Annotated in this window: 19 protein-coding genes, 3 tRNA genes and 1 pseudogene; 16 read left to right on the plus strand and 7 right to left on the minus strand. The window is 73.2% G+C overall.

The genetic code is table 11. The annotated features are described in order from the left end of the window. The first annotated feature begins 62 nt into the window (after positions 1–62). The 6 genes and pseudogenes from ACSMXR_RS12190 to ACSMXR_RS12215 all read left to right on the plus strand — a co-directional run bounded on the left by ACSMXR_RS12190 (position 63) and on the right by ACSMXR_RS12215 (position 5,601). Positions 63–1,105, plus strand: a pseudogene (locus tag ACSMXR_RS12190) (hypothetical protein). Then, positions 1,096–2,739: a hypothetical protein gene (locus tag ACSMXR_RS12195; protein ID WP_473171851.1), complete on the plus strand. Its 1,644-nt coding sequence runs from the start codon at positions 1,096–1,098 to the stop codon at positions 2,737–2,739. Before ACSMXR_RS12190 ends, ACSMXR_RS12195 begins: the two are co-directional and overlap by 10 nt. A gap of 67 nt (positions 2,740–2,806) precedes the next feature. Further along, on the plus strand, positions 2,807–4,141 hold the full coding sequence (locus ACSMXR_RS12200) for an AAA domain-containing protein (RefSeq protein ID WP_218527371.1): 1,335 nt from the start codon (positions 2,807–2,809) through the stop codon (positions 4,139–4,141). 119 nt (positions 4,142–4,260) lie between these two features. Then, positions 4,261–4,602, plus strand: coding sequence for a hypothetical protein (locus tag ACSMXR_RS12205; protein WP_098025437.1), 342 nt, complete (start codon positions 4,261–4,263; stop codon positions 4,600–4,602). Between the two features lie 248 nt (positions 4,603–4,850). Beyond that, on the plus strand, positions 4,851–5,537 hold the full coding sequence (locus ACSMXR_RS12210; RefSeq protein ID WP_473171852.1) for a hypothetical protein: 687 nt from the start codon (positions 4,851–4,853) through the stop codon (positions 5,535–5,537). Then, a tRNA-Lys gene (locus ACSMXR_RS12215) sits at positions 5,528–5,601 on the plus strand. The genes ACSMXR_RS12210 and ACSMXR_RS12215 overlap by 10 nt, the downstream gene beginning before the upstream one ends. Before the next feature lie 64 nt (positions 5,602–5,665). Here the strand turns inward: ACSMXR_RS12215 and ACSMXR_RS12220 are convergent. Further along, complete coding sequence (locus ACSMXR_RS12220; protein ID WP_137235631.1) at positions 5,666–6,907, minus strand: M6 family metalloprotease domain-containing protein; 1,242 nt, start codon at positions 6,905–6,907, stop codon at positions 5,666–5,668. A gap of 386 nt (positions 6,908–7,293) precedes the next feature. On the opposite strand from ACSMXR_RS12220, the gene ACSMXR_RS12225 reads away from it, so the two are divergent. Beyond that, positions 7,294–9,234, plus strand: a complete 1,941-nt coding sequence (locus ACSMXR_RS12225; RefSeq protein WP_473171853.1) for a putative bifunctional diguanylate cyclase/phosphodiesterase — start codon at positions 7,294–7,296, stop codon at positions 9,232–9,234. A 36-nt stretch (positions 9,235–9,270) separates the two neighbouring features. On the opposite strand, the gene ACSMXR_RS12230 is transcribed toward ACSMXR_RS12225, so the two are convergent. Both ACSMXR_RS12230 and ACSMXR_RS12235 read right to left on the minus strand, forming a co-directional pair. Continuing rightward, entirely contained in the window at positions 9,271–10,413 is a 1,143-nt protein-coding gene (locus ACSMXR_RS12230; RefSeq protein WP_376184622.1) for an LLM class flavin-dependent oxidoreductase, read from the minus strand. Between the two features lie 122 nt (positions 10,414–10,535). Then, a complete protein-coding gene (locus ACSMXR_RS12235; protein WP_218527367.1) occupies positions 10,536–11,300 on the minus strand; it encodes a maleate cis-trans isomerase family protein in 765 nt (254 codons plus the stop codon). A gap of 248 nt (positions 11,301–11,548) precedes the next feature. Here ACSMXR_RS12235 and ACSMXR_RS12240 point away from each other — a divergent pair, with 248 nt between their 5' ends. The 8 genes from ACSMXR_RS12240 to ACSMXR_RS12275 all read left to right on the plus strand — a co-directional run bounded on the left by ACSMXR_RS12240 (position 11,549) and on the right by ACSMXR_RS12275 (position 17,617). Next, positions 11,549–12,535, plus strand: coding sequence for a D-2-hydroxyacid dehydrogenase (locus tag ACSMXR_RS12240; RefSeq protein WP_473171854.1), 987 nt, complete (start codon positions 11,549–11,551; stop codon positions 12,533–12,535). A gap of 251 nt (positions 12,536–12,786) precedes the next feature. Then, positions 12,787–13,689 carry an ectoine/hydroxyectoine ABC transporter substrate-binding protein EhuB gene (ehuB, locus tag ACSMXR_RS12245; RefSeq protein WP_137235636.1) on the plus strand — a complete coding sequence of 301 codons (903 nt, stop codon included), beginning with the start codon at positions 12,787–12,789 and terminating at the stop codon, positions 13,687–13,689. Between the two features lie 18 nt (positions 13,690–13,707). Beyond that, the gene (gene ehuC / locus ACSMXR_RS12250) at positions 13,708–14,439 is read left to right on the plus strand and encodes an ectoine/hydroxyectoine ABC transporter permease subunit EhuC (RefSeq protein WP_137235637.1); all 732 of its coding nucleotides are present in this window, start codon (positions 13,708–13,710) and stop codon (positions 14,437–14,439) included. After that, positions 14,436–15,080, plus strand: a complete 645-nt coding sequence (gene ehuD / locus ACSMXR_RS12255) for an ectoine/hydroxyectoine ABC transporter permease subunit EhuD (protein WP_218527365.1) — start codon at positions 14,436–14,438, stop codon at positions 15,078–15,080. The genes ehuC and ehuD overlap by 4 nt, the downstream gene beginning before the upstream one ends. Next, positions 15,070–15,927, plus strand: a complete 858-nt coding sequence (gene ehuA / locus ACSMXR_RS12260) for an ectoine/hydroxyectoine ABC transporter ATP-binding protein EhuA (RefSeq protein WP_137235639.1) — start codon at positions 15,070–15,072, stop codon at positions 15,925–15,927. Before ehuD ends, ehuA begins: the two co-directional genes overlap by 11 nt. A gap of 167 nt (positions 15,928–16,094) precedes the next feature. Further along, a complete protein-coding gene (locus ACSMXR_RS12265; RefSeq protein ID WP_473171855.1) occupies positions 16,095–16,853 on the plus strand; it encodes an IclR family transcriptional regulator in 759 nt (252 codons plus the stop codon). 53 nt (positions 16,854–16,906) lie between these two features. Then, on the plus strand, positions 16,907–17,467 hold the full coding sequence (locus ACSMXR_RS12270; protein WP_364884292.1) for a hypothetical protein: 561 nt from the start codon (positions 16,907–16,909) through the stop codon (positions 17,465–17,467). A gap of 76 nt (positions 17,468–17,543) precedes the next feature. Then, positions 17,544–17,617 (plus strand) — tRNA-Lys (locus ACSMXR_RS12275). A 70-nt stretch (positions 17,618–17,687) separates the two neighbouring features. On the opposite strand, the gene ACSMXR_RS12280 is transcribed toward ACSMXR_RS12275, so the two are convergent. The 4 genes from ACSMXR_RS12280 to ACSMXR_RS12295 form a co-directional block, all read right to left on the minus strand. Further along, on the minus strand, positions 17,688–19,340 hold the full coding sequence (locus tag ACSMXR_RS12280; RefSeq protein ID WP_473171856.1) for an AMP-binding protein: 1,653 nt from the start codon (positions 19,338–19,340) through the stop codon (positions 17,688–17,690). A gap of 26 nt (positions 19,341–19,366) precedes the next feature. Further along, positions 19,367–19,957, minus strand: a complete 591-nt coding sequence (locus tag ACSMXR_RS12285; protein WP_093445071.1) for a lytic polysaccharide monooxygenase auxiliary activity family 9 protein — start codon at positions 19,955–19,957, stop codon at positions 19,367–19,369. 227 nt (positions 19,958–20,184) lie between these two features. Then, the gene (locus ACSMXR_RS12290) at positions 20,185–21,909 is read right to left on the minus strand and encodes an SPFH domain-containing protein (RefSeq protein ID WP_473171857.1); all 1,725 of its coding nucleotides are present in this window, start codon (positions 21,907–21,909) and stop codon (positions 20,185–20,187) included. Positions 21,910–22,526: 617 nt separating this feature from the next. Beyond that, complete coding sequence (locus ACSMXR_RS12295) at positions 22,527–23,819, minus strand: peptidoglycan-binding protein (RefSeq protein ID WP_218527361.1); 1,293 nt, start codon at positions 23,817–23,819, stop codon at positions 22,527–22,529. Positions 23,820–24,011: 192 nt separating this feature from the next. On the opposite strand from ACSMXR_RS12295, the gene ACSMXR_RS12300 reads away from it, so the two are divergent. After that, positions 24,012–24,085, plus strand: a tRNA-Lys gene (locus tag ACSMXR_RS12300). Positions 24,086–24,535 lie beyond the last annotated feature (450 nt).

Here is a 24,535-nt window from a genome sequence, read left to right on the forward strand (position 1 = left end):
CCCTCGCCGCGCTGGCCGCCAACCCCGGCTGCAAGCGGCGGGCCCTGCTCGACGGCGCCGGGGTGGACAAGGGCGTGCTGGCCACCGCGCTCGGCTCCCCGCCCCCTTCGGGCAGTCCCAGTTCGCCTTCATGCGGGGCAACGCGTTCGAGGCGAAGGTCAAGGCCGACGGCGGGGCCGAGCTGCTGCGCCTGCTGTACGAACGGCTCGGCGGGGGCGCCCCGGCCCCGGCCGGTGACGTCGCCACACCCGATCTGAGCGCCGCCGGTCCCGAGGGCCGGGCCGCGCGCACCGCGCTGGCCCTGCGGGAGGCCACGGCGGCGGGCGGCTGGGCGCTGCTGGACCATCCGATGCTGGCCCTGGAGGTGGCGGGCTCCCCCGCCTATCTGGAGCCCGACGCGGTGGTGGTGCACCCCGACGGCCGGTGGACGGTCGTCGAGATCAAGTCGTTTCCGATGATCGACGCCTCCGCCGACGCCTCGAAGGTCGGCGCCGCCGCCCGCCAGGCCGCGGTGTACGTGCTGGCGCTGGAGCGGGTCGCGGCGGTCACGGAGGGTGCCGAGGTCGGGCACCGGGTGCTGCTGGTCTGCCCCAAGGACTTCTCGAACCTGCCGACCGCCTCCGTCGTGGACGTACGCAAGCAGCGTGCCGTGACCCGCCGGCAGCTGACCCGGCTGACGCGCGTCGAGGACATCGCGGCGGCGCTGCCGGAGGGCACGACGTTCGACCCGGCGTGCCCGCCCGAGGAGCTGGACGCCGCCGTGGCCGCGGTGCCCCCGGCGTACGCCCCGGAGTGCCTGGCCGCCTGCGAGCTGGCCTTCCACTGCCGGGCGAAGTCCCGGGCCGAGGGCGCGGTGGAGGCGCTGGGCCGCAGTGTCCGCGGTGAGCTGGGCGGGCTGACCACGGTGGCCGGGGTGCTGGCGGCCGCCGCGGGCAAGGAGGGCGATCCCGCCGATCCGACGGTCGCCGCGCTGCGCCGGGCCGCCGCCCTGCGCGCCGAGGCCCTGGAGAGCGCCGCCGTCCTGCGGGCCGGGGCCCGGGAGGCCGCCTCGGTCGCGGGCGCCGGAGCGCCGGAGGGTATGGAAGGTGCGGCCGCATGTCGCTGATCACCACCCTGGCCCGGCTGGAGGCCGTCGACACCGGCCGCGCCCAGCCGCTCGCGACCGTACGCCACCGCCATCTCACCGACCGGCCGCTGGTGCTGGTGCCGCTGACCACCGCCGGTGAGGCCGGGGCCCCGCTCGGGGCGCTGGTCGGCACGGACCGGGAGGCGCCCCGGCTGCTGGCCGTCGCCCAGCCGCGCGACCGGGACCTGCGGTTCGCGTTCCTGGCCGAGCTGGCGGAGGCGGTGCTGCCGCACATCGAGGCGTACGCGGACGTCGTCGAGCCCGCCGAGCGCAACGAGACCGATCCGGCGACCGGCAAGAAGACCAAGGTCGAGGTCGAGCTGTGCACGGATGCCGCGCAGCTGATCGTGCCGAGCCGGGCGGGCGTCGAGTTCGTCCGGCTGCTGGGCCGGTCCATGCGGTTCCGCCGTACCGCCGAGGACGATCCGGACACCCCGTATCCGGCCCCGGCCCGGGTGCCGCTGCTCGGCCGCTGGCTGACGCACTACGGGGAGCGGGCCCGGGTGCCCGGTTCCTCGCTGCTGCCCGCCGCCACGGATCTGCTGAACCGGCACTGGGCGACCGGGCAGAGCAGCCTGGAGGACCAGCACCTGGGCGCGCTGCTGGCCTGGATCGACCCGCCGGCCGGTTCCTCGGGGGCCGAGGCGGCGCTCCGGGCGGAGCTGGCCCGGGACGGCGAGGGCCAGCTGCTGTGCCCGCCGGCCGGTCCGGCCACCGATCCGGACTTCGACAACCGTCTCCTCGCCCCGGCGATCGAGCGGTACGACCGGGCGCGTACGGCGTTGGCGTCCGCCGAGGACGGTCTCGCGGCGGATGCCCGCCTCGGTGAGCTGAGCGACGCCGAGCGGGCGATCCGTTCCCTGCTGGCGAAGGTGATGCTGCCGACCTGGGACGCGGTGTGGCGGAGCCTCGATCTGCTGCGGGAGCTGCCGGAGGGGTCCCGGGCCGAGGACCGCTGGACCCGGGACCGCTGGTCGTTCACCGCACATCGTGACCGGGTGCGCTCGGGCGAGCCGCCGCAGCCGCGCCGCGACGACGCGGTGACGGCGGCCCAGAAGCTGGCCTCCCGGGAGACCGCCCAGGCGCAGCTGGAGGCGCAGGAGGCGCTGGACGATCCGCTGGTGCTGGCGGGACGGCGGCTGGCGGGCGAGGCGTTCCTCGCCACGGTGACCGAGGTGGAGATGGCGTACACCGAGTCCAAGCGGCCCTCCCCGCGCCCGCTGGTCACCGTCCGCACGGACGAGCGTCCGCATCTGGGCGAGCGGACGAAGGTCTACCGCTCGCTGGACGGCAAGCCGCAGACGGCGGAGTTCGTGCGGTACGAGGACACCTCCCCCGCCGACGGGGACGCCTCCCCGGTGGCCGAGGACGGCGAGATCCTGCTGGTGCTGCGGATCCTGGACCGGATGGGCCGGGGCAAGGAGCCCGCACCCGGTTCGGTGCCGGAGCCCGGGGAGCGGATCGCCTGGACCCTGTTCGAGCACGACCAGCGCGGCGGCCCGAAGCTGCCGGACCCGGAGGAGACGCCGTGGACCCACGGCGGCCCGCCGGGCGCGGACGCCACGACGCGCGCGGAACACCCCGACCCCGTGACCCCGGAGGACCTGCTGTGATCCCGACCGCCGTCGCCACCGCCACGGAGGGACCGCTGTGACGACCGGCCACCCGGGAGGACCCGCTGTGCGTGCCGTCTTCGACCCGGGCGCGGAGGCGGCGCGCGCGACCGGCGCGATCCTCGACGACACCCTGCGCGGCTCCTCCCGGGGCGTCGTCGTGGACTCGCCGCCCGGCGCGGGCAAGTCGACGCTGGTGGTCCGGGCGGCCCTGGAGCTGGCCGCCGCCGGGCATCCGCTGATGGTGATCGCGCAGACCAACGCCCAGGTCGACGACCTGGTGGTGCGGCTCGCGGAGAAGGACCCGGAGCTGCCGGTGGGGCGGCTGCACAGCAGCGACTCCGACCCGTACGACAAGGTGCTGGACGGGCTGGCCAACGTGACGAAGTCCGCGAAGGCGGCGGATCTGGCCGGACTCGACGTGGTGATCTCGACGGCCGCCAAGTGGGCGCACGTGAAGAACGTGGAGCCGTGGGGGCACGCGATCGTCGACGAGGCGTACCAGATGCGCTCGGACGCCCTGCTGGCCGTGGCCGGGCTGTTCGAGCGGGCGCTGTTCGTCGGCGATCCGGGCCAGCTGGACCCGTTCTCGATCGTCGGCGCCGACCAGTGGGCGGGGCTGAGCTACGACCCGTCGGCGAGCGCGGTGTCCACGCTGCTCGCGCACAATCCGGAGCTGCCGCAGCACCGGCTGCCGGTGTCGTGGCGGCTCCCGGCGTCGGCGGCCCCGCTGGTGTCGGACGCGTTCTACCCGTACACCCCGTTCCGCAGCGGTACGGACCACGGGGACCGGAAGCTCTCCTTCGGGGTGGCGTCGGACGGTTCGGGGCCCGACCGGGTGCTGGACGTGGCGGCGGAGTCCGGGTGGGGGCTGCTGGAGCTGCCGGCCCGGCACACCCCGCGCACCGACCCCGAGGCGGTACGGGCGGTGGCGCTGGTGGTCCGGCGGCTGCTGGACCGGGGCGGCGTCGCCACCAGCGAGCGGGCGGAGGATCCGGTGCCGGTGACGGCGGACCGGGTGGCGGTCGGCACGGCCCACCGGGACCAGGCGGCGGCGGTGCGGGCGGCCCTCGCGGAGCTGGGCGTCACCGGGGTCGCGGTGGACACGGCGAACCGGCTGCAGGGCCGCGAGTTCGACGTCACGGTGGTGCTGCACCCGCTGTCGGGGCGGCCCGACGCCACGGCCTTCCATCTGGAGACGGGCCGGCTGTGCGTGCTGGCCTCGCGGCACCGGCACGCCTGTGTCGTGGTGTGCCGGGAGGGGGTCGCGGATCTGCTGGACGAGCATCCGTCCACCGAGCCGGTCCAGCTGGGCGTCACGGTGAAGTTCCCCGACGGCTGGGAGGCGAACCACGCGGTGCTGGCCCACCTCACGGAGCGGCGGGTGCGGTGGCGGCCCTGAGCGGGCTCCGCTCCCCCGCGCCCCCGACGCACGCCCCGGCCCCCTTGCGCGGGGTTGGACAATGGAGGGTGGCCGTCCGGGTCTTCCGGTCATCAGGTCGCCCGAGGGAGGAACACCACATGACACAGTCCGAGCGGAACGAACGGCAGCGGCTGCGCCCCGCGCCGCTGCTCTTCGAGCCGTCTCAGGCCACGGCGGATCCGGAGCACTTCTTCGACCTGGAGTCGATGGAGGACCCCCGCGAGCTGCTGGCCCGTGCGACCGAGCTGACGCAGGCCTTCCGGGCGGCGACGGACCGGTCGGTGGAGTTCCAGGCGCTGGCGGCGGCCCAGCTCGCCGACCCGCGCCGGTTCGACCGGCTGACGGCGGCGGATGTCGCGGAGCGCGCGGAGTGGACCGAGGACTACGCGAAGAAGATGATCGAGTTCGGCCGCACCCTGCTGGACGCTCCCAGAGCCTGACGCCCGGAGCCCGGCGCCCGAAGCCCTGCCGCCCGGAGCCTGACCCACGGGGCGTTCCTTCCGGGCAGGCGCCGGTCCATGGGGCCGATGTGACGTGTGGGGCGGGCGGGGCAGGTGCTGTTCCGGCAGGCCGGGGGTCAGGTCCCGTGGCATATTCCGGCGCGCAAGATACCCCTCCCCCTCCGGCCCTGTCCCGGTTTCCCGCAACTCTCGGAATCCTTTCCGTCACTCCCGGTAGACCTTTCTCCATGAGCGCATGGCTGAAAGACGAAACGACCCTGCAGGCCGGTGCCGCCCCGCACCACGGCGTCGACATCTTCGCCCTGCTGCGGGACCAGTCCGGCCCCCAGGCCGCCCAGGTCACGGCGGCCGGCGCCGCCTGGCTGGCGGGGGCCGCCCCCTACCCGCGCAGCACGCTCTCCCAGTGGGAGGAGCGCCCCACGGCGCCCGGGGTGCTCCCGTGCGGCTCCGCCTTCGACGTCGTGAACGTGCCGGCGCTGTTCGGGCGGCGGATGCTGGAGCGGCTCTGGGCCGAGGGCCCCGGCTCCGGTCCGGTCGCCACGCACCGGGGCCGGATGCTGCTGTTCGCCGCCCCCGGGACGGCCCAGCGGCTGCCCTCGCTGCTCGCCTGGGAGGAGTGGGGGTCCGGTGGTCCGGCGGGCTCCGGCGAGCGGCGCGGGGAGGTGCCGCCGCTGCTCTGTCACGGCACCGGTGACGCCGTGACCGTACCGCCGCTGACCTGCGCGTCGTCCGACGGCGGGCCCCGCTGGGTGGTCGCCCCCGACACCCGTAACCCCTGGCTGCCGGGCCCCGATGTGCTGCTCTGGGCCTGTGTGCGGGTGAGCCGGTCCGCGGCCTCCCGGAGTACCGCACCGGCGATTTTTCCTCGGGCGGATCAGGATGCTAATGTCTACGACGTCAGCAGGCGCCGTTAGCTCAGTTGGTTAGAGCAGCTGACTCTTAATCAGCGGGTCCGGGGTTCGAGTCCCTGACGGCGCACAGACGGAAGAAGCCCCTCGCGGAAGCGGGGGGCTTCTTCGTGTTCCGGCACCGGGCGGTGCGGTCAGACGCCGGTGGTGATCCGGACGGTCCAGGAGCCGGACGGGGTGCGGTCGGCGACCTCGACGCGGGTGCCGGCGCCCGGCACGGTGAAGGTCTCCCCGACCCCGAGCGGGGCGTCGGCCAGCGGCGGGTAGACGGAGCGGTCCCAGCAGGCCCCGGTGTTCGGATGGGTGTCGACCACCTCGACGGGTCCGCCGCCGGAGGCCGTACCGCTGCGGACGCGGTAGATCAGGATGCCCTCGGCGCAGGTGCCCCGGTCGTTGCCGGTGGCGCTGCGGGCCTCGATGGCCAGGGCGCTGTCGCTGCCGGTACGGACGACGGCGAGCCGGGTGCCGATCGACCCGCCGGGCACCGGGGCGGCGGCGACCGGTTCCAGGGTGAGGTCGGCCGAGCCCTGGACGCAGACGACCTGGCGGCCGCCGAGCCAGCCGAGCTTCCACTTGTGCCAGCCGAACAGGTCCGGGGCGAGGCCGAACTGGCTGCCCATGACGTCCCAGTCGCCGACGTGGGTGTCCCAGTCGCCCTTGCCGTCGGTGGGCCGGTGGTAGAGGTCGGCGAGGTCGAAGACGTGCCCGGTCTCGTGGGCGAGGACGTTGCGGTCGGGCGGGTGCTGCTCGAAGACCGTGACCACGCGCCGGATGTCGCTGCCGTCGGCGCGCAGCGGCCGCTCGAAGTTGACGACCTTGGTGGCGTCGGAGTCGACTCCGGGGGCGTCCGGGTCGGCCACCAGGTAGACGACGTCGTACCGGGAGAAGTCCACGTCCGCGTCGGCCGCGTCGATGGCGTCGCGCAGATAGGCGGTGCGCCGCTCGGCGTCCCAGTCGCGCTCTATGCCGTACCAGGTGGAGTCGCGCGGCATCGGTGTCCAGGTCCGCTGCGGGTGGGCGCGCAGGGTGAACCGGCCGTAGCTGGCGCGCTCGAAGAAGCGGGTGGTGGCGGGAAAGTGGTCGGCGGTGAGCGTCTCGGGGGTGAGCGTGGGCTCGGAGTCCGGGAAGGACAGGAAGATCATGACCGCGTCGAGCCCCCGGTCGGGGCGCGGGTAGGACCCGTTCCAGGTGTTCAGGCCGAGCGAGTGGTGCGCCGCCGTCCGGGGCAGGGCGCAGGGAGCGGCGTCCCCCGTGGCGGCCGCGGCGGGGCCCGCGACGAGGGACATGGCGGCTAGCGCCAGCAGCGAGGTGGCGGCGGCGGCCAGACTGCGCAGGGGCGGCCGTTCCGCTCGCTCCGGTCCGCGACGGGACGGCACATCGACCTCCGGGTGGGGAAACGCGGTCCTTCCCGTCCACCCTGTGCCGCTTCACCACGGCACGCCCTGTTGTGCTGCCCCACACGGGTCAGCGGTCAAAATCACCACCCACACCTTCACGGAACGTCACCATCGGTCAGGTCAGCCATCCGATACAACAGATCCGCGCAGAACTGATCAGGACCGGGCAAAGCGGAACGCCTGCTACCAGCCATGCACGGACCCGCGCGATGGCCCGGACCGGTCGGCGAGCTGGAACGGCCCACGCGGCACCCTCTATGCTTCACCACGCTTTCCCGCGTGGAACGGGTCCCTTCACGGAACCGCCACCCGGTGGCCTGTCCGACCCCACCAGTTCACGACGACCTTCACAGCGGGAGCGAGCGGTGAGCGGAACCTCCGAAGGGCCGAGCGCCCCGGCAGGCACGGCCTCCGGCGCGCCCTCCGCGCCGGTCACGGAGCGTCATGCGACGGCGGCCCCGCCCCCGGCGGCCCTGTCCCCGGCGGACCCCCCGCAGACGGCGACGGAGCCGCACCCGGACCCGTCCCCGGCCGGTGACGGCCCCACCGCCGCCGAGCTGCGCGACTACCGGGCCGCCTTCAACGCCGCCACGCTCCCCATGGGCGTCGTCGACGGCCGGGGCCACGTCGTACGCGCCAACGAGGCGCTCGGCGGGCTCCTGGGCGCCCCGGCGGCGGTCCTCGCCGGGCGGCAGGCGTGCGAACTGCTCGACCTCGCCTCCGACGACCGCACCTGGCACGCCTACCGCGAGGTCCTGCTGGGCCGCCGGTCCCGGTTCCGCTGCACCCGCCGCCTCAAGCACCCCGACGGGCGCTCGCTGTGGGCCGAGATCACCGTCGTACCGATGACCGGGGCGTCGGCGGCGGAGTCCGCCCGGGTGCTGCTGACGGTCGCGGACGTCAGCGACCGGCGCGAGCTCCAGGAGCGGCTGCGCCACCTCCAGATGCACGACCCGGTGACCCGGCTGCCCAACCGGACGCTGTTCTTCGAGCGGCTCGCCTCGGCCCTGGAGACCCCGCCGTACCAGGACGACTCGATGCCGCCCCGGCAGCACGGCCGGATCGGGCTCTGCTACCTGGACCTGGACGGCTTCAAGGCGATCAACGACACCCTGGGCCACCGGACCGGCGACCGGCTGCTGGCCGCCGTCGCCGCCCGGCTCACCGACTGCGCCGAGAACGACGCCTCCCGCAATCCCGGCGGCAGCCGGCTGGTGGCGCGCCTGGGCGGCGACGAGTTCGCCATCCTGGTCGAGGACTCGGCCGGTACGCGGGAGCTCACCGACCTGGCCCGCTCGGTCCTCGCCGCGCTCCAGCAGCCGTTCGACCTGGCCGGGCAGCGGCTCTCGGTCTCCGCGTCGATCGGCGTGGTCGAGCGGACCGCGGCGGGCACCTCGCCCACCGGTCTGATGCAGGCCGCCGACACCACGCTGTACTGGGCGAAGGCGGACGGCAAGGCCCGCTGGACCGTGTTCGACCCGGAGCGCAACGCCCACCGCATGACCCGGCAGTCCCTCTCCTCCACGCTCCGGCCCGCCGTGGAGCGCGGCGAGTTCACGCTGGAGTACCAGCCGCTGGTCGGGATGGCGGACGGGGTGCTGCGCGGGGTCGAGGCGCTGGTGCGCTGGAACCATCCGCAGTTCGGCGTGCTGCCGCCGAATCGGTTCGTCCAGATCGCCGAGGAGGACGGCTCGATCGTCCAGCTCGGCCGCTGGGTGCTGCGCACCGCGTGCCGGCAGGCGCGGCGCTGGCAGCTGGACCACCCGGACGAGCCGCCGCTGTTCATCAGCGTCAATGTCGCCGTACGGCAGGTCTGGGACTCCGACCTGGTCGCCGATGTGGCCCAGATCCTGACGGAGACGGAGCTCGCCCCCGGGCTGCTCCAGCTGGAGCTGACCGAGTCGGCGGTGATGGGCTCGGGCGGCCGTCCGCTGCGGGCGCTCCAGGCGCTGAGCGACATGGGCGTACGGATCGCCATCGACGACTTCGGGACGGGGTACAGCAACCTCGCCTACCTCAGCCGGCTGCCCGTCTCCGTGCTGAAGCTGGACGGGGCGTTCGTGAAGGGCTTCCGGTACGAGGACGGTACGCATCCGAGCCCGGCCGACGAGACGATCGTGGAGGCCATGGTGCAGCTGGCGCACCGCCTGGGCCTGACCGTCACCGCGGAGTGCGTGGAGACGGCCGGGCAGGCGGAGCGGCTGCGGCGGATCGGCTGCGACACCGGGCAGGGCTGGCTGTACTCACGGGCCGTGGCGCCGGAGCAGATCGCCGGTCTGATCGGGTCCCGGCCGCTGGAGGGCTGACGCCCCCGGACGCCCGGGACCCGTGGGAGGACGGGCCTACGAGGCGGCGGGCAGGCCGTACGCGTCCGCGATCAGGTCGTAGCTGCGCAGCCGGGCGTCGCCGCCGTGGGCGTTGGCGGTGATCATCAGCTCGTCGGCGCCGGTCCGCTTGGCCAGGTCGTCGAGGCCGCTACGGACCTCATCGGCGGTGCCGTGGACGACATTGGAGAGCCAGCCGTCGACGAACTCCCGCTCCATCGGGGAGAAGTCGTACGCCTCCGCCTCCTCCGGGCTCGGGATCAGCCCGGGCCGGCCGGTGCGCAGCCGGACCATGGACAGCGCGCCCGTCAGCACCTGGCGGCGGGCCTCGCGCTCGTCGTCGGCGGCCAGCGCCGAGACCCCGATCAGGGCGTACGGGGCGTCCAGCACGGCGGAGGGCCGGAAGGACTCGCGGTACAGGTCGAGCGCGGGGATGGTGTTCTGCGCCGAGAAGTGGTGCGCGAAGGCGAACGGCAGCCCGAGCGTGCCGGCCAGCCGCGCGCTGAAGCCGGAGGAGCCCAGCAGCCAGACCGGCGGCCGGTGCGCGGACTGCACGCCACCGGCGGCGGTCGCCTGGACCGGGCCGGGCACGGCGTGGATCCGGCCGTACGGGTGCCCGTCCGGGAAGTCGTCGTCCAGGAAGCGGATCAGCTCCATGAGCTGCTGCGGGAAGTCGTCGGCCCCTTCGTTGAGCCGGTCGCTGCGGCGCAGGGCCGCCGCCGTCGCGCCGTCCGTACCGGGGGCCCGGCCGAGGCCGAGGTCGACCCGGCCCGGGGCCATCGCCTCCAGGGTGCCGAACTGCTCGGCGATCACCAGCGGCGCGTGGTTGGGCAGCATCACGCCGCCGGAGCCGAGGCGGATGCGCTCGGTGTGGGCGGCGATGTGCGCGAGGATCACGGCCGGGGAGGACGAGGCGACCCCGGGCATGGAGTGGTGCTCGGCGACCCAGAAGCGGTGGAAGCCGCGGCTCTCGGTGAGCTTCGCGATGTCCACGCTGGTGCGCAGGGCCTGGGTCGCGGTGCGGCCCTGCCCCACGGTGACCAGGTCGAGGACGGACAGCGGAACGGCGGCCGTTCCGGCTGCGACGCCCCGGATCCCGTCACCGTCACTCGCGCCGCCCCTCGCGTCGTCGCGGGTCTCGTCGCCTCGGATCTCGTCCACGTGTCGGCCTCTCCCGGTGCTGCTGTCGTACGTCTGCGTATCGGAGAGAGACAACAGGAGGGCGACTCCGTTTTATTCCCGACGGGTCCGGTGCGCGCGGCCCCGGCACGGCCGCGGCGGTACTACTCCCGTACCTCGATGCCCTTCGGCTCCAACTGCCGCAGCACCGGCTCCCGGGTGGCGAACAGGGTGCCGAGCGTGGGCGCCCAGGTGCGGCGGTCGGTGAGGCGCAGCCCCTCCCACACCGTGACCTGGTTCGCCGTGAGGACGGGCTTGCCGAGCAGCTCCTCCAGCTCGGGGACGTACGCGGCGGTGTGCAGCGAGGTGTCCGGGATCAGCACCACCTCGGCGTCCGGGTGGTCCGCCTCGCGCACCAGCCGCTTCACCTCGTCCGGGCCCCAGGACCCGGCCTCCGCCGAGGAGCCCGCCCCGCCGGACGCGGCGGCCACCACCTCGACGCCCGCCGACGCCAGGAACTCGGCGAAGAGCCCGGTGACGTCCTCCGGGTAGGGCGCGGCGACGGCGACCCGGCCCGCGCCGAGCTCCCGTACCGCGTGGCCGAAGCCGATGGAGGTGCTGGACGCGGGCAGGCCCGCCGCCCGGGCGAGTGTGGCGATCTGCTCGTGGGCGCCTTCCCAGCCCAGCCCGAAGCTGCCGCCGCTGGAGGCCCAGAGCAGCGCCTCGGCCCCGGCGAGGCGCAGTTCCTCCACGCCTTCGGCGATCCGCTCGGCCGCGCCCTGCTCGCGCAGCGCGTCGGGACGGTAGGCGTCCTCGCCGGTCTCGGTGGAGAACAGGGGCAGCCTGATGTCGGTGTCGAGCAGGATCTCGATCCGTGGGAAGTCGTCCTCGGCGGCGTGGCCCGGGTAGAGAAGTCCTACGGTCGTCATGTCCACCCTTCCTGTGCGTCGACGGCTCGCCGCGCGGCGGGCGGCCCCGGCACGGGCGTGGCGGCCCTGCGAACGCTCCGGCGGCCGTGACCGCGCGACCGGTCACTCTTGCCCCGACTTGTTCCCAGTATTCCCCCGCGCGGGCGCCGGGGCGCGCGGCCGGGCCTCGTTGACGCGGGGGTGGCCTGCTGCGAGCGTGGCGATCGTTCACATCCGTATCCACGTCCACCGCGGAGGGCCGACCGCCGATGCCGGATCCCGTCCTGCTCGTCCTCGACGCCGAACCGTCCCCGCGGCTCGGCCGGCTGACCGGCAGGGTGGACGTACGGTACGCGGACGCCGCCTCGCTCGCCGAGCGGCTGCCGGCCGCCGATGTGCTGCTGGTGTGGGACGTCGCGTCGGACGCCGTACGGGAGGCCTGGCCGGGGCCCGGGCGGCGGCCGCGCTGGGTGCACACGGCGAGCGCGGGCGTGGACCGGCTGCTCTGCCCGGAGCTGGTCGCCTCCGACACCGTGCTCACCCACGCGCGGGGGATCTTCGAGCGGCCGGTCGCCGAGTACGTGACCGGTCTGGTGCTGGCGTTCGCCAAGGATCTGCCCGCCACCCTCGCCCGCCAGCGGGAGCGGCGCTGGCACCACCGGGACGGGCAGCAGGTGGCCGGTTCACGGGCGGTGGTCGTCGGCGCGGGCCCCGTCGGCCGCGAGATCACCCGGCTGCTGCACGGCCTGGGCGTCACGGTGGCGCTGGTGGGGCGGACCGCCCGGCGCACCATCCACGGCGTGGCGGACCTGGACCGGCTGGCGGCGCGGGCGGACTGGGTGATCGCGGCGGTCCCGCTGACGGAGTCGACGCGCGGGATGTTCGACAGGCGCTTCTTCGGACTGCTCCAGCCATCGGCGCGGTTCATCAACGTGGGACGCGGGGCGAGCGTGGTGCAGACCGATCTGGTGGACGCGCTGAACCGCCGCTGGTTCGCGGGGGCGGCGCTCGATGTGTTCGAGGACGAACCGCTGGGCCCGGAGAGCCCGTTGTGGGACGCACCGGGGCTGCTGGTCTCACCGCATCTGAGCGGGGACACGGTGGGGTGGCGCGACCGGCTGAGCGAGCAGTTCGTCGCGCTGTACGAACGCCGGTCGCGGGGCGAGCCGTTGCCGAACGTGGTCGACAAGGAACGCGGTTACGTCCCCTCCGCCGACCTCCTCGCTCCCGGCAGGCTCGACGACCTCAACGGGTGAGCGGCGCGGCGCGGCGGACGAACGCCTCGATGGCCTCCCTGTCCTCGAGTGACTGACGTGAGGTCATGAATTCTCCGCGCCGGGGGAACACGCCCCGCGCACCGCCGGTCGCCCTCCGCCCTCCTTCGGGCACGGGAAGGTCACCTTCCGGCCACTGTTGGGTTACATGCCCCGGCTTCCTGCATAGACGTACGGGATCGGGCAGGCGCTCACCCTGTCCGGACTGTTCGACCTCCAGGAGATTGCGAACCATGGCTGAATTCCCGAACCTGTCCCGCCGGGGTTTCCTCAACGGATCGGCGGCCGTGGGCGGCCTCCTCGTCGTTCCCGGCCTCCTCACCGCGTGCAGCAAGACCGACTCCGGCTCCGCGACCGGCGAGGGCGCCCTGGACAAGCTCCGCAAGCAGGGCTTCGTACGGGTGGCGTACGCCAACGAGGCGCCGTACGGCTATCTGGAGGGCAAGGAGCTCAAGGGCGAGGCCCCGACGCTGCACCGCGAGATCTTCAAGGCGCTCGGGGTGGACGAGCTGAAGCCGACGCTCTCCGAGTGGGACGGGCTGATCCCCGGGCTCCAGGCCGGTAAGTACGACGTGGTCAGCGCGGGCATGGCCATCACCCCGGAGCGCTGCGGCAACGCGATCTTCTCCGAGCCGGAGTTCATCTCGCCGACCGCGCTGATGGTGAAGAAGGGCAACCCGAAGAAGGTCACCGACCTGGCCTCCGCGAAGGAGGCGGGGATCACCGTCGGTGTGATGTCCGGTGCGGTGGAGGGCAGTTACGCCAAGGGCGCGGGCATCGCCGAAGGCAAGATCAAGACGCTCCAGAAGCCGCAGGACGGGGCCGACGCCGTCAAGGGCGGCCGGATCGACGCCTTCCTGCTCACCGGCATCTCGCTGCGCTGGCTGGCGAAGACCAACCCGGACACCGAGGTCACCGAGGCGTTCGTGCCGGAGATCGACGGCAACGCGCAGTTCTCGCCGGGCGGCGCGGTGTTCCGCAAGGGCAACGAGGATCTGCGGGACTCCTTCAACCGCGAGCTGAAGAAGATCGTCTCCGACCGCTCGCGCTATGTGCAGCTGCTGGAGCCGTACGGGTTCGGCGAGACGGAGATCCCGCCCGCCGATCTGAAGACGGCGGATCTGTGCAAGGGCTGACGGGGCGGGCGGGCACGCATGAGTGACTTCTTCTCCCTCCTCGTCGAGGAGTTCCCGAGAGTCCGGTCGGGTCTGTGGGTGACGCTCCAGGCCACGGTCCTGGGCGCGCTGCTGGCCGGGGTGCTGGCCTTCGCGCTCGGGCTGATGGCGGGCAGCCGGCTGCTCCTGGCGCGCGGGTTCTCCCGGGTGGTCGTGGAGTTCTTCCGGGGCACCTCGCTCTACATCCAGCTGTTCTGGCTCTACTACGCGATGCCGCTGGTCACCGGCTACGAACTGACCCCGGTCATCTGCGGGGTGGTCGCGTTCGGCCTCAACTTCGGTGCGTACGGCGCCGAGGTGGTGCGGGGCGCCGTCAACTCCGTACCGCGCGGGCAGTACGAGGCGTCGATCGCGCTCAACCTGAGCCCGTCCAGGCGGCTGTGGAAGGTGATCCTGCCGCAGGCCTGGGTGCAGATGATCCCGAGCTTCACCAATCTGCTGATCCAGCTGCTGAAGGCGACCCCGCTGCTGTGGCTGATCTCCGCCGCCGATCTGATGACGGTGATCCAGCAGCTGCGCGACCGTACCGGTGAGACGCTGACCGCCTATCTGACCCTGCTGGCCGCCTACTTCGTCCTGGCGTACGCGCTGACGATGCTGATGAATCTGCTGGAGCGAAGCGCCAAGCGGCGGCTCGGCCTGGACACCGGCGCGAAGAGCCTGTTCAAGAGCCGCAGCGCGTCCACCGCCGCCGTGGGAGGTACCCGATGAACGACGGCTTCGACTGGGGCGCCGTCGGCGAGTCCCTGCCGCTCCTGCTGGAGGGGTTCCGGATCACCCTGCTCGCCACCGTGCTCGGCACCCTGGTGGCGGCCGTGCTGGGGCTGGCCGTCGCGGTGGCCGGGCGGGCGCCCAGCAGATTCGTGACGGTGCCGGTGCGCCTCGTCATGGAGTTCGTCCGCTCCACCCCGCTGCTGGTCCAACTGGTGGGCGCGGCCGCCCTGTTCAACACGGTGGAGCCGCTGTACATCGGCATCACCGTGCTGGGCGTCCACTACGCCGCGTACACCTCCGAGGTCTACCGGGCCGGGATCGACGGGGTGCCGAAGGGGCAGTGGGAGGCGTGCCGCGCGCTGTCGCTGTCGCCCCGGCGCACCTGGCAGGCCGTGATCCTGCCGCAGGCGGTGCGCAATGTGCTGCCCGCGCTCGGGAACTACGCGATCTCGATGTTCAAGGAGACGCCGTTCCTCGCCGTGATCACGGTGCAGGAGATGGTCTTCGAGGCCCGGTACTACGGGGCCGAACACTTCGCGTACACCGAGGTGTTCACCCTCGCGGGCCTGATCTTCCTGGTCGCGAGCTACCCCACGTCGCTGTTGATGAGAAAGCTGGAGAAGCGCCTTGGCCACTGAACCCCTCCCCCTGAAGAAGACGGAGTCGCCGGGGCCGGCCGCAGCTCCCGAGGACGCCGTCCCGGCCGCGGCCCGCACGGGCGAGCCGCTGGTGCGGTTCGACAAGGTGGTGAAGCGCTACGGCGACCATGTGGTCCTGGACGAGCTGGACTTCACCGTGGACCGCGGCGAGCACGTCACCCTGATCGGGCCCAGCGGTTCGGGCAAGACCACGATCCTGCGGCTGCTGATGACGCTGGAGAAGGTCAGCGGCGGGGTGATCTGGGTCGACGGCTCACCGCTGACCCACGTCCGCACCCCGGACGGTTCGCTGAAGCCCGCGGGCGAGAAGCAGCTGCGCGAGTCCCGGAAGAAGATCGGGATGGTCTTCCAGCAGTTCAACCTCTTCCCGAACATGAAGGTGATCGAGAACATCACCGAGGCCCCGGTCAGCGTGCTCGGCAGGAGCCGCGAGGAGGCGGAGACCCGGGCCCGGGAGCTGCTGGACCTGGTCGGGCTCTCGGCGAAGGTCGACGCCCACCCCTCCCAGCTCTCCGGCGGCCAGCAGCAGCGGGTCGCCATCGCCCGCGCGCTCGCCATGGAGCCGGAGATCCTGCTGCTGGACGAGGTGACATCGGCGCTCGACCCGGAGCTGGTGGCGGGCGTGCTGGAGCTGCTGGAGGACATCGCCCGGAACACCGACATCACCATGCTCTGCGTGACCCACGAGATGAGTTTCGCCCGGGACGTCTCGGAGAAGGTGCTGATGTTCGACGCGGGGCGGGTCGTGGAGTCCGGATCCCCGGAAAAAATCTTCTCCGATCCGTCGCACGAACGTACGCGCGAGTTCCTCAACGCGGTCCTGTGACCTCGCGGTTGAGCCACCGCCCATGACGGTGGCATATGCCGGACGGGTGCGCCCCAGATGACAGCTCCGGGGCGCGCCTACTGACTCGTCAACTGCCGCCCCGTACCGGCGGTTCGGCGGCTATCGTGGGGCGAAAGCTTGCGGTCACAACCTGGTAGGGGGACACCGTGGCGTTGAAGCCCGAGCCGACCGCGCCGTTCCACTCGGTGCAGTACGCCCTGCGCGTGCTCGAAACGGTCTCCAAGCACGGCGACGGCGTGACCGATGCCCAGATCTCCCGCGAGACGGGGCTGCCCACCGGCCACCTCTCCTCCCTGCTCCTCACCCTGCGCCGCGAGGGCTATGTGGAGCAGGTCAGCGACGGCGCGTACGTCATCGGCGCCTCGCTGCTGCTGCTCGGCTCCGGGGCGTCCCGCCGCCAGGCCCTGGAGGACCGCCTCCAGCTCACCCTCGCCGAGCTGCGCGACTCCGTCGGCGCGGCGGTCTACCTCAGCCGGTACGTCGACGGCGAGGTCAGCGTGACCCAGGTCGCGGACGGCCCGCTCACCCCGGCGGTCAACGAGTGGGTGGACTTCCGCTCCTCCGCGCACGCCAGCGCGGTCGGCAAATGTCTGCTGGCCCAGCTGGACCACGACGGGCGGCGCGACCACATCTCCCGGCACCGGACGGCCCGGCTCACCTCGCGGACGATCACCAACGAGAAGATCCTCTTCTCCCAGCTGGACGCCCAGTCCGCCACGGTCCCGGTGCTGGACCTCCAGGAGTACGCGGTGGGCACCGTCTGCGCGGCCGTGCCGCTGACGGCCGGCTCCTCCGCGGGCTGCCTCGCCCTGTCGCTGCCGATCGAGGACGCGCACCGGCTGAAGTCGGCGGCCGAGACACTGAGCCGCCGGGCGGCTCCGGTGCTGCTGTCGCTCGCGCTGTAGGGCCTCACCCGCCGGGGCGGCCGGTGTCCGAGGTCCCGGGTAGCGTCACCGCCATGCGGAAACCGACCCCCACCCTGGACCTGCTCGCGGAGTTCGACGCGGGCGTCGACGACTACTACGCCCCCGGCTTCGAGCTGATCGAGTTCGGGCACGACGACGGTGGCTACCCCCAGCTCTCCGACCGTATCCGGCCCTTCGCCCAGGCCACCGGCTCCGGCTCGACCTATGCGTTCTGGCTGCTCGACGACCGCGCCGACCTCGCCGCCCTGCCGGTGCTCTTCCTCGGCGACGAGGGCGGCGTCCACGTCGTGGCGCGCGATCTGCCCGAGCTGCTGCGCGTCCTCGCCTCCGGCTGGGAGCCGATGGGCGGCTGGGACCACCTGGACTACTTCGACGAGCGCGAGGCGGAGGGCGGGGAGCAGGACGGGGACGACGGGGACGGGTACGACCCCTGCCCGGAGAACCCCGCGTTCCGGACCTGGCTGCGCGAGCGCTTCGGCCTGGCGGCCGCCGAGGATCCGAACGAGATCGTCCGGGCGGCGGGCGAGGAGCTGCGGGAGCCGTTCGCCGCCTGGATCGGGCCGCTGATCCCGGACGCGGTGGGCGGGGCCTAGGCGGGCCTCCGGGAGGTCCCGGACGGAGGGTGTCATCAGCACCCCTGCGGACCGGGTATTATTTTCGAGTCAGCAGGCGCCGTTAGCTCAGTTGGTTAGAGCAGCTGACTCTTAATCAGCGGGTCCGGGGTTCGAGTCCCTGACGGCGCACGACACGGGGTGGCGGTCTTCTTCACGAAGGCCGCCACTTCGCTTTTCCCACTGGCACCGGCTACCCCGCTCACACCGCCCTGCCGTGCTCCTCGTACCGCTCCAGCAGGGCCGCGATCCCCTCGGCGTCCAGCGGTACGTAGGCCCCGTCGCCGTCCCGGTCCCACCAGACCGGGTCCGGGCAGCGGAAGCCCGCCCGGCGCAGCGCCACCCGGTGGATCTTGTTCGTCGCGGTGACCGGCATCCGGTCGAGGATCCGGACGAAGCGCGGGGCCATCTTCGTCCCCAGGTCCGGCTGGGCGCGCAGGAACGCGGCGAAGGCGGCCGGATCGAAGGCCGCGCCCGCCCGGAGCGTCAGGGCGGCCATCACCTGGTCGCCGGTGACCGGGTCCGGGACGGCGTAGACGGCGGCGGCCGCCGCCTCCTCCCAGCGGGCCAGGATGTGCTCGATCGTCGCGGCGGCCAGGTTCTCGCTGTCGACGCGGAGCCGGTCGTCGGTGCGGCCGGCGAAGTAGAGGAAGCCGTCGGCGTCCCGGTAGAAGAGGTCGCCGGTCCAGTACCAGCCGCGCCGGGCCCGCTCCGCGTCCGCCGCCGGGTTGCGCCAGTAGCCCTCGAAGGGCGTCGGGCCCCGGTTGACCAGCTCGCCGATCGCCTCGTCGCCGTTGAGCAGCCGCCCGCCCGGGCCGAAGCGGGCCGGGGCCCGCTCCGCACCGCTCTCCGGGTCGACGACGGCGAGATCGTCGCCCGGGGCGGCCCGGCCGATCGCACCCGCCGGGGTGCCGGGGGTGTGCTGGATCGCCGCGCCGCCCTCGGAGGAGCCGTACCCCTCCACCAGCCGGACCCCGAACCGCTCCCGGAAGCGGGCCGCGTCCACCGCGCCCGCCTCGGTGCCGAAGCCCAGGCGCAGCGGGTGGTCCCGGTCGTCGGGGCGCTCGGGGGTGGCCAGCAGATACTGCACGGCCCGCCCCACGTAGGTGAAGTACGTCGCCCCGTAGGCGCGTACGTCGTCGAGGAAGGCGGAGGCGGAGAAGCGGGGGCGCAGCGCTATGGCGGCTCCGGCGGCCAGTGCGGGTGCCCAGTCGGCGAGGACCGCGTTGCCGTGGAACATCGGCATGCAGATGTAGTGGGTGTCGGAGGGCCGTACGCCGAAATGCCCGGCGAGGGAGGCGCCCGCCCCGGCGAGCCGGCCCTGGGTGCAGATCGCGGCCTTGGGCGCGCCGGTGGAGCCGGAGGTGAAGTAGAGGAGCATACGGCTGTCGGGGCCGACCGGGGCGAGCACGGCGTCGCCGGGGCGTGCGCCCGCGTACGGGGCGAGCAGGGCGGCGTACGCCTCGGTGCCGGTGACCACCACCCGTACGCCCGGCAGCTCCAGATCCGCGAGGAGCGGCAGATGGGCGCGCTCGGTGATCAGGACCGGGGCTTCGGTGTGCAGGATGTCGCGGGCCAGCTCGGGGCCGCGCCGGGTCGGGTTGATGCCCGCGACGGCGGCCCCGGCCAGGGCCGCCGCGCTGAGCCACAGCGGGAACTCAGGGGTGTTGTCGAGCAGTACGCCGAGGTGCGGTTCGCCGCCGCGCGGCAGCAGATCCGCGAGGAGCGCCGCCCGTGCGGCGGCGCCCTCGACCACCTGGTGATGACTGAGCACGGTGGGGCCGTGCTTCAGGGCGGGCCGGTGGTCACCCCATTGACGTCGTACGAGCTCCGCGACGGTGCCGGTACTCCTCATGGCGCCGCACGATAACTGATGAAGCGTCAGAACTTAACGTCGGAGCAGGCGTAGAACGCGTTGGTGGTGTCCGCGACGTTCCACACGGCGAGGATGATGTGCTTGCCGCTCTTCTGGGTGGGGATCGTGCCCTGGTGGGTCAGCGTGGCCGGCGGCTGCTGGTTCCCGTAGGGCACGGTCATGAAGGGCTGCGATTCGAGCGCGGCCCGGGTGAGCGGCTTGGTGGAGTCCCAGCCGTCCTTGGTGATGTAGTAGCGGAAGTCGCTGGTGGAGTGGCGGGCGGTGAACTGCCAGCGGAAGTTGTAGCCCTGTCCGCCGGTGACCTGGGTGGCGGGCCAGTTGCCGCCGCGCGGGTCGTCGAGCTGGGCGAACTGTCCGTTGCCGCCGGAGCAGATCTTGCCGTCCGCCGGTCCTGCCGCCGGGAAGCCCTTGGGCCCCTCGACGCTCTGCGGCTCCCACTGGATGTTGCCGCAGCCGGTCACCGTGCCGTTGGCACAGAGCTTCTGACGGCTGATCGGGGAGTCCGTGTAGCCGTGGCTGCTGGCGCTGGTGGTCGCGAGCACCGAGACGCCCGCTATCGCCAGACCGATCACGGCCGCGCTTGCCTTTTTCCGCATGGGCTGTCGCTCCTCTAGAACGTGGGGGAGGTTCCATGAGCATTGCTCGACTGCTGCGCGCTTGGTGCGTGTGCATGGTGCCTGTGCGACACCTGTGTGGTGCCTGTGCATGCGGTGCTGCGGTCTAGACCAAGTCTTAGATTATTGACGCGGCGTGAACATGTCCAGACCAATGAGCGTCATATTCCGACGGCCCGCCGAACCCGCTCCGAACCTCCCCCGGGCGCTCAGGCCCCGTCTCCTCCCCCGCTGCGACCGGTGTAGAAGGCAACGGTCAAGTCCTTGACGAGTGCCTTGCGTTCGTAGTCGTCGAGCTCGACGATGCCGCGGCTGGTGAGCCGGTTGACGGTGTCGTCGACCGCGTCCACCACGGAGGTGAGCACGCTGTCGCGGTGCTTGGAGTCGATCGCGGCGATCCGCCGCCGCTGCATCGCCGCCGCGACCTCGGGGGCGTACTCGATGCCGGTCGGCTGCGCGGAGTACACCTCCACGCCCACGGGTTCGCAGTCCGCCTTCAGCATCCGGGTCAGCGCGTCGCCGACCGCCTCCGCGTCGCGCAGGCTCGGGGCGTCCTCGTGGAACGCGTCGGCCGGCAGCTGCGAGAGGACCCGGGCCATGGCGGCCTCGACCTGGGCGCTCAGATACGCCTCGTGGTCCTCGATGCCGAGGACGGCCCGGACGGTGTCCTTGATCCGCCACACCACGAGGACGACCACGCGCAGTGCGGTGCCGTTCGCGTCGACGGCGGGCAGCGGTTCGCTGCGCCAGTGCCGCAGCCGTACGTCGACGCGGCGGCGCAGCAGCAGGGGCGAGACCCAGACGAGGCCGGTGCGGCGGACGCTGCCCCGGTAGTCGCCGAACAGCGTCAGCACCCACGCGTACCCGACCCGGCCGCGGCCGAGGCCGCCGAGCGCGAGGAGCACCACGGTGGCGAGGAGGGCGAGCAGGGCCCAGGCGCCGACGCCGATGCCGAGGTCGGGGCGGGGGGTGAGGCCGACGGCGTTCTGCCAGGCGGCGGGCAGTGCGCCGCGCCACCACAGGACGGCCAGTCCGCCGGCGATTCCGGCCGCGCCGGTGAGGAGGGCGGCGTAGCCGGGCAGGGCGGGTCCGGGCCGTTCGGCGAGCCGGGGGTCGGCGACCGGGGCGGGCCGGGTCGACGGCTGCACCCGGGTCTGCGGCGAACGCGGCACCGGGGGCCGCCGGGTGGCGGGCGCGCGGTCGCCTCCGGCGGGGCGACGGACGACGGCCGCGGGCAGGGCCGCCGCTTCGGCCGGCTCCTGGTCGTCACGGAAGAGGAGGTGTACGGGGATGGAGGCGGTGGTCTCGTTGGCGATGACGGAGTGGCGGCGGGCGGGGTACGGAGGGGTCGCCGCGGTCGTGGTGGCCGGCGCCCCGGTCCTGCTCCCGGCCCCTGCCCCGGTCCCGGTCCCGGAAGCCGATGCCGATGCCGATGCCGATGCGGGCACGGGTGCCGTCCCGGACGCGGGTACGGGGACGGACACCGGCACGGAGAAGGTGGCGGAGGCGGCCCGGTCGCCGGGGGCCAGGTCCAGGACGAGGTCCAGCTCGGTGTCGGGTCCGGAGTCGTCCACGGGGCCCTTCGCGGGGGCGGCCTGGCTCTCCCGTTCGGCGGAGGCCTTCTTGGCCGGCCCCTTTCCGGCCCCCGGCTCGGCCCCGTAGGAGGGATGCGGGGTCCACTCCGCCGAGGGTTCCGTCCTCAAACGCCGGACGGGCTTGAGATGGAGGTTCCCGTCCAGCGGGGCGGGGCGCGCGGGGGCGGAGGCCGAGGCCGGCCGGTCAGGGGCGGGACGCGCGGGGGCCGGGCGGTCCGGGGTGCGGCCCTCCGGGGTGGATCCGCCGGTCGGCCGGCCCGGGCGACGGTCAGGGGTGCGGCCCTCCGGGGTGGAGCCGTCGGTCGGGCGGTCCGGGGCCGGGCCGAGGTGCAGGCTCACGTTCGGGGGCTCCGGGGTGACGGTCCTGGGTGGTACGGGCGGGGTCTTGCCGGCGCGCGGCGGAGGCCCGGGCTCGGCGTCCGCCGCGGGTGCGGACTCGGCGCGCGGCGAAGGCGGAAGCTGACCATCCGACGCGGGCGCGAGCCCACCGTCCGGCGCGGGCCGACGCTGACCATCAGATGCGGGCGCAAGCCCACCGCCCGGCGCGCCCGGAGGCTCACGGTCCGGCGCGGCCCGAAGCCCACCGCCCGGCGCAGGCCGAAGCTGACCATCCGGTGCGGGCACGAGCCCATCGCCCGGCGCAGCCCGAAGCGCACCATCCGACGCGCCCAGAAGCCCACCGCCCGGCGCGGGCGCGAGCCCACCGCCCGACGCAGGCGGAAGCGCACCGTCCGACCCGGGCCTGCGCTCACCGCCCGGCGCAGCCGCTCGCTCGTCCTCCGGCTGCGTCGGGCTCGTCACTGCCGGCCCGAACAGCGGGGGCGGGCTTCCCTTGCCCGGTGGGGCGAAGAGCGACGGGGGGAGGTGGTCGTCCAGGGGGTGGGGGGTGGGGGTGGTCCGGGGGGTCTGGTCGTTGTTGGGGGTCACCGGTTCCCGATTCCTTTCCGTCACGTCCGTCACGCGAAGAGCCGGCGCCAGGTCTCCGGCCCCGGGTAACCATCGGCCGCACCGCCGCGCCAGCCCTGGGCCCGCTGGAACGCCTCGACGTTGCGGCGGTCCGCCTCGGTCCAGAGCGGGCCGGGGCCCGACACGTAGTGCTTGCCGTATCCCTTCTTCACCAACTGTTTGCCGAGCCGGTCGACATGGCTGTTGGACTGACCCGGCTTGAAATAGCCGCGTCCGGGGAACGCGACGGCCGTATTCGGGCTGCCGCCCGCGCCGGCGGCCGGAATGTTCCGTCCGGCGCCGGTGGTCAGCAGGCGCCAGGTGTCCGGGCCGGGGATGCCGTCCGCCTCCTTGCCCTTCCAGCCCTGCGCCTGCTGGAACGCCTGGGTCGCCCGCTGGTCCGCCGTTCCCCACACGGGCCCGGGGCCGACCGCGTAGAACCGCTTGCCGCCCCGCTGGACCAGCATCTGGCCGAGCTGGGTGACGTACTTGTTGTTGGCGCCGGGGCCGAACTGCTTGGCTCCGGGGAAAGCGGTGGAGGAGCCGGAGCCTGGCGAACCGCCGGTGACTCCTTTGTACCGGTAGGCCACGTATCGGGATGAGTTGTTCCAGTACGCCATGGGTGTCGACTGCTTACGCGTCTGCGGGCGCGCCTGCTCGTAGGCCACGTAATGGGTGCGCGTGTAGTCGGTCCAGCCGCCGAAGATCGTGACGTGCGAGCCCTTGGACGGGTCGGCCGGGTTGTGGAAGAGGAGGATGTCGCCGGGCTGGAGGTCGGCGCGGTCGATCCTGGTCCCGTAGGTGGCGAGGCTGCCCGTCCACTCGTTGGTGCCGAGGTTCCAGGCCATCGACACATAGCCGGAGCAGTCCTGGCGGTAGCCGTCCGACCAGTACTTCTCCATGCTGTACGGGACCTTCGCCGACACCCACCGCTTGGCCCGGTTGATGATGTCGGCCCGGGTCGTCTTCGGCGCGGCCGCCCCGGCGGACGGCGGGCCCGAGGCGCCGCTGCCCTTCAGCGGGCCCTTCTCGCCCTGCGGAGTGGCCGGCTCCGGGTCGGCGCCCCCGTCGGCGTGCGGGGTTTCCGGGGCGTGGCCGCCGGCGGCCGCCGCACCCGCCGCCCCGCAGGAGAGGACCACCCCGGCGGCCGTCGCCAGCACCAGGGCCCGCCGCGCGCCGTGCGCGGCGGGGTGTCCGCCGCGCCGCACCGGCAGCGCCCTCGCGGCGGTGCGCCGCCGCACGGCGCACCCCGCGCATCCGCAGTCGATGGCGGGTTCGTACTCCTCGAAGACCGGCACAGTCATGCGATTCCCCTCCGCACTCGTCATTCGTCAAGATCTTTGGGCGCAGCCGCAACGGGCGTCAGTGTTTCAACTCTCCCGACATATCGCATTTTGACGGAACAAAGGAAAAAAACGACTATCTGACGGGGCGTGGCGGCCGGTAAATGGTTCGGAGCACTCCCGAAGGTCCGGTAGAGTTCTCCAGGTCAGCAGGCGCCGTTAGCTCAGTTGGTTAGAGCAGCTGACTCTTAATCAGCGGGTCCGGGGTTCGAGTCCCTGACGGCGCACGCACAGTCGAAGCCCCCTCACGTTCAGTGAGGGGGCTTTGATCATTCCCCGTCCGATATCCGGTGACACCCGGTGGCGCCCCGCGACCGCACACGAACAACCACGCGTCGAACTGCACTCCGTCACGAGGCAGTGACGGAGGGGCTCGCGAGCGCCGATCTCCACTTCGTCACACCCCCTCCACAACTGGGGCCCAAATCGTGCGTATGACCGGTAAACAGTCTGTTTCACCCTTGCGATCCCGTTCCGTGTCGGACAATCTGTCTGGGGGCCCGACGGGCGCCAAGGGGGCTGCTGATCCGTACAGTTGGCACAGCAGAGCGTGACGTTCCGGTTGTTCGTACCGCGGGGTGGGGGTCCCGCTCGGTGACGGACGCCGAGGGGGCATCATGCAACCGGAAGGCCGCCGAACCATGTCTGTGGGGACGGTGGCTTGCCACCGTGTGCGT

The organism is Streptomyces sp. DSM 106670 (assembly GCF_055792845.1).

What these genes read in the sequence shown, in the direction of transcription:
- ACSMXR_RS12195 (WP_473171851.1), top strand. Translation starts at nt 1,096, where the DNA reads ATGTCGCTGATCACCACCCTGGCCCGGCTGGAGGCCGTCGACACCGGC.
- ACSMXR_RS12205 (WP_098025437.1), top strand. Translation starts at nt 4,261, where the DNA reads ATGACACAGTCCGAGCGGAACGAACGGCAGCGGCTGCGCCCCGCGCCG.
- ACSMXR_RS12210 (WP_473171852.1), top strand. Translation starts at nt 4,851, where the DNA reads ATGAGCGCATGGCTGAAAGACGAAACGACCCTGCAGGCCGGTGCCGCC.
- ACSMXR_RS12235 (WP_218527367.1), bottom strand. Translation starts at nt 11,300, where the DNA reads ATGACGACCGTAGGACTTCTCTACCCGGGCCACGCCGCCGAGGACGAC.
- ACSMXR_RS12240 (WP_473171854.1), top strand. Translation starts at nt 11,549, where the DNA reads ATGCCGGATCCCGTCCTGCTCGTCCTCGACGCCGAACCGTCCCCGCGG.
- ehuB (WP_137235636.1), top strand. Translation starts at nt 12,787, where the DNA reads ATGGCTGAATTCCCGAACCTGTCCCGCCGGGGTTTCCTCAACGGATCG.
- ehuC (WP_137235637.1), top strand. Translation starts at nt 13,708, where the DNA reads ATGAGTGACTTCTTCTCCCTCCTCGTCGAGGAGTTCCCGAGAGTCCGG.
- ehuD (WP_218527365.1), top strand. Translation starts at nt 14,436, where the DNA reads ATGAACGACGGCTTCGACTGGGGCGCCGTCGGCGAGTCCCTGCCGCTC.
- ACSMXR_RS12270 (WP_364884292.1), top strand. Translation starts at nt 16,907, where the DNA reads ATGCGGAAACCGACCCCCACCCTGGACCTGCTCGCGGAGTTCGACGCG.
- ACSMXR_RS12280 (WP_473171856.1), bottom strand. Translation starts at nt 19,340, where the DNA reads ATGAGGAGTACCGGCACCGTCGCGGAGCTCGTACGACGTCAATGGGGT.
- ACSMXR_RS12285 (WP_093445071.1), bottom strand. Translation starts at nt 19,957, where the DNA reads ATGCGGAAAAAGGCAAGCGCGGCCGTGATCGGTCTGGCGATAGCGGGC.
- ACSMXR_RS12295 (WP_218527361.1), bottom strand. Translation starts at nt 23,819, where the DNA reads ATGACTGTGCCGGTCTTCGAGGAGTACGAACCCGCCATCGACTGCGGA.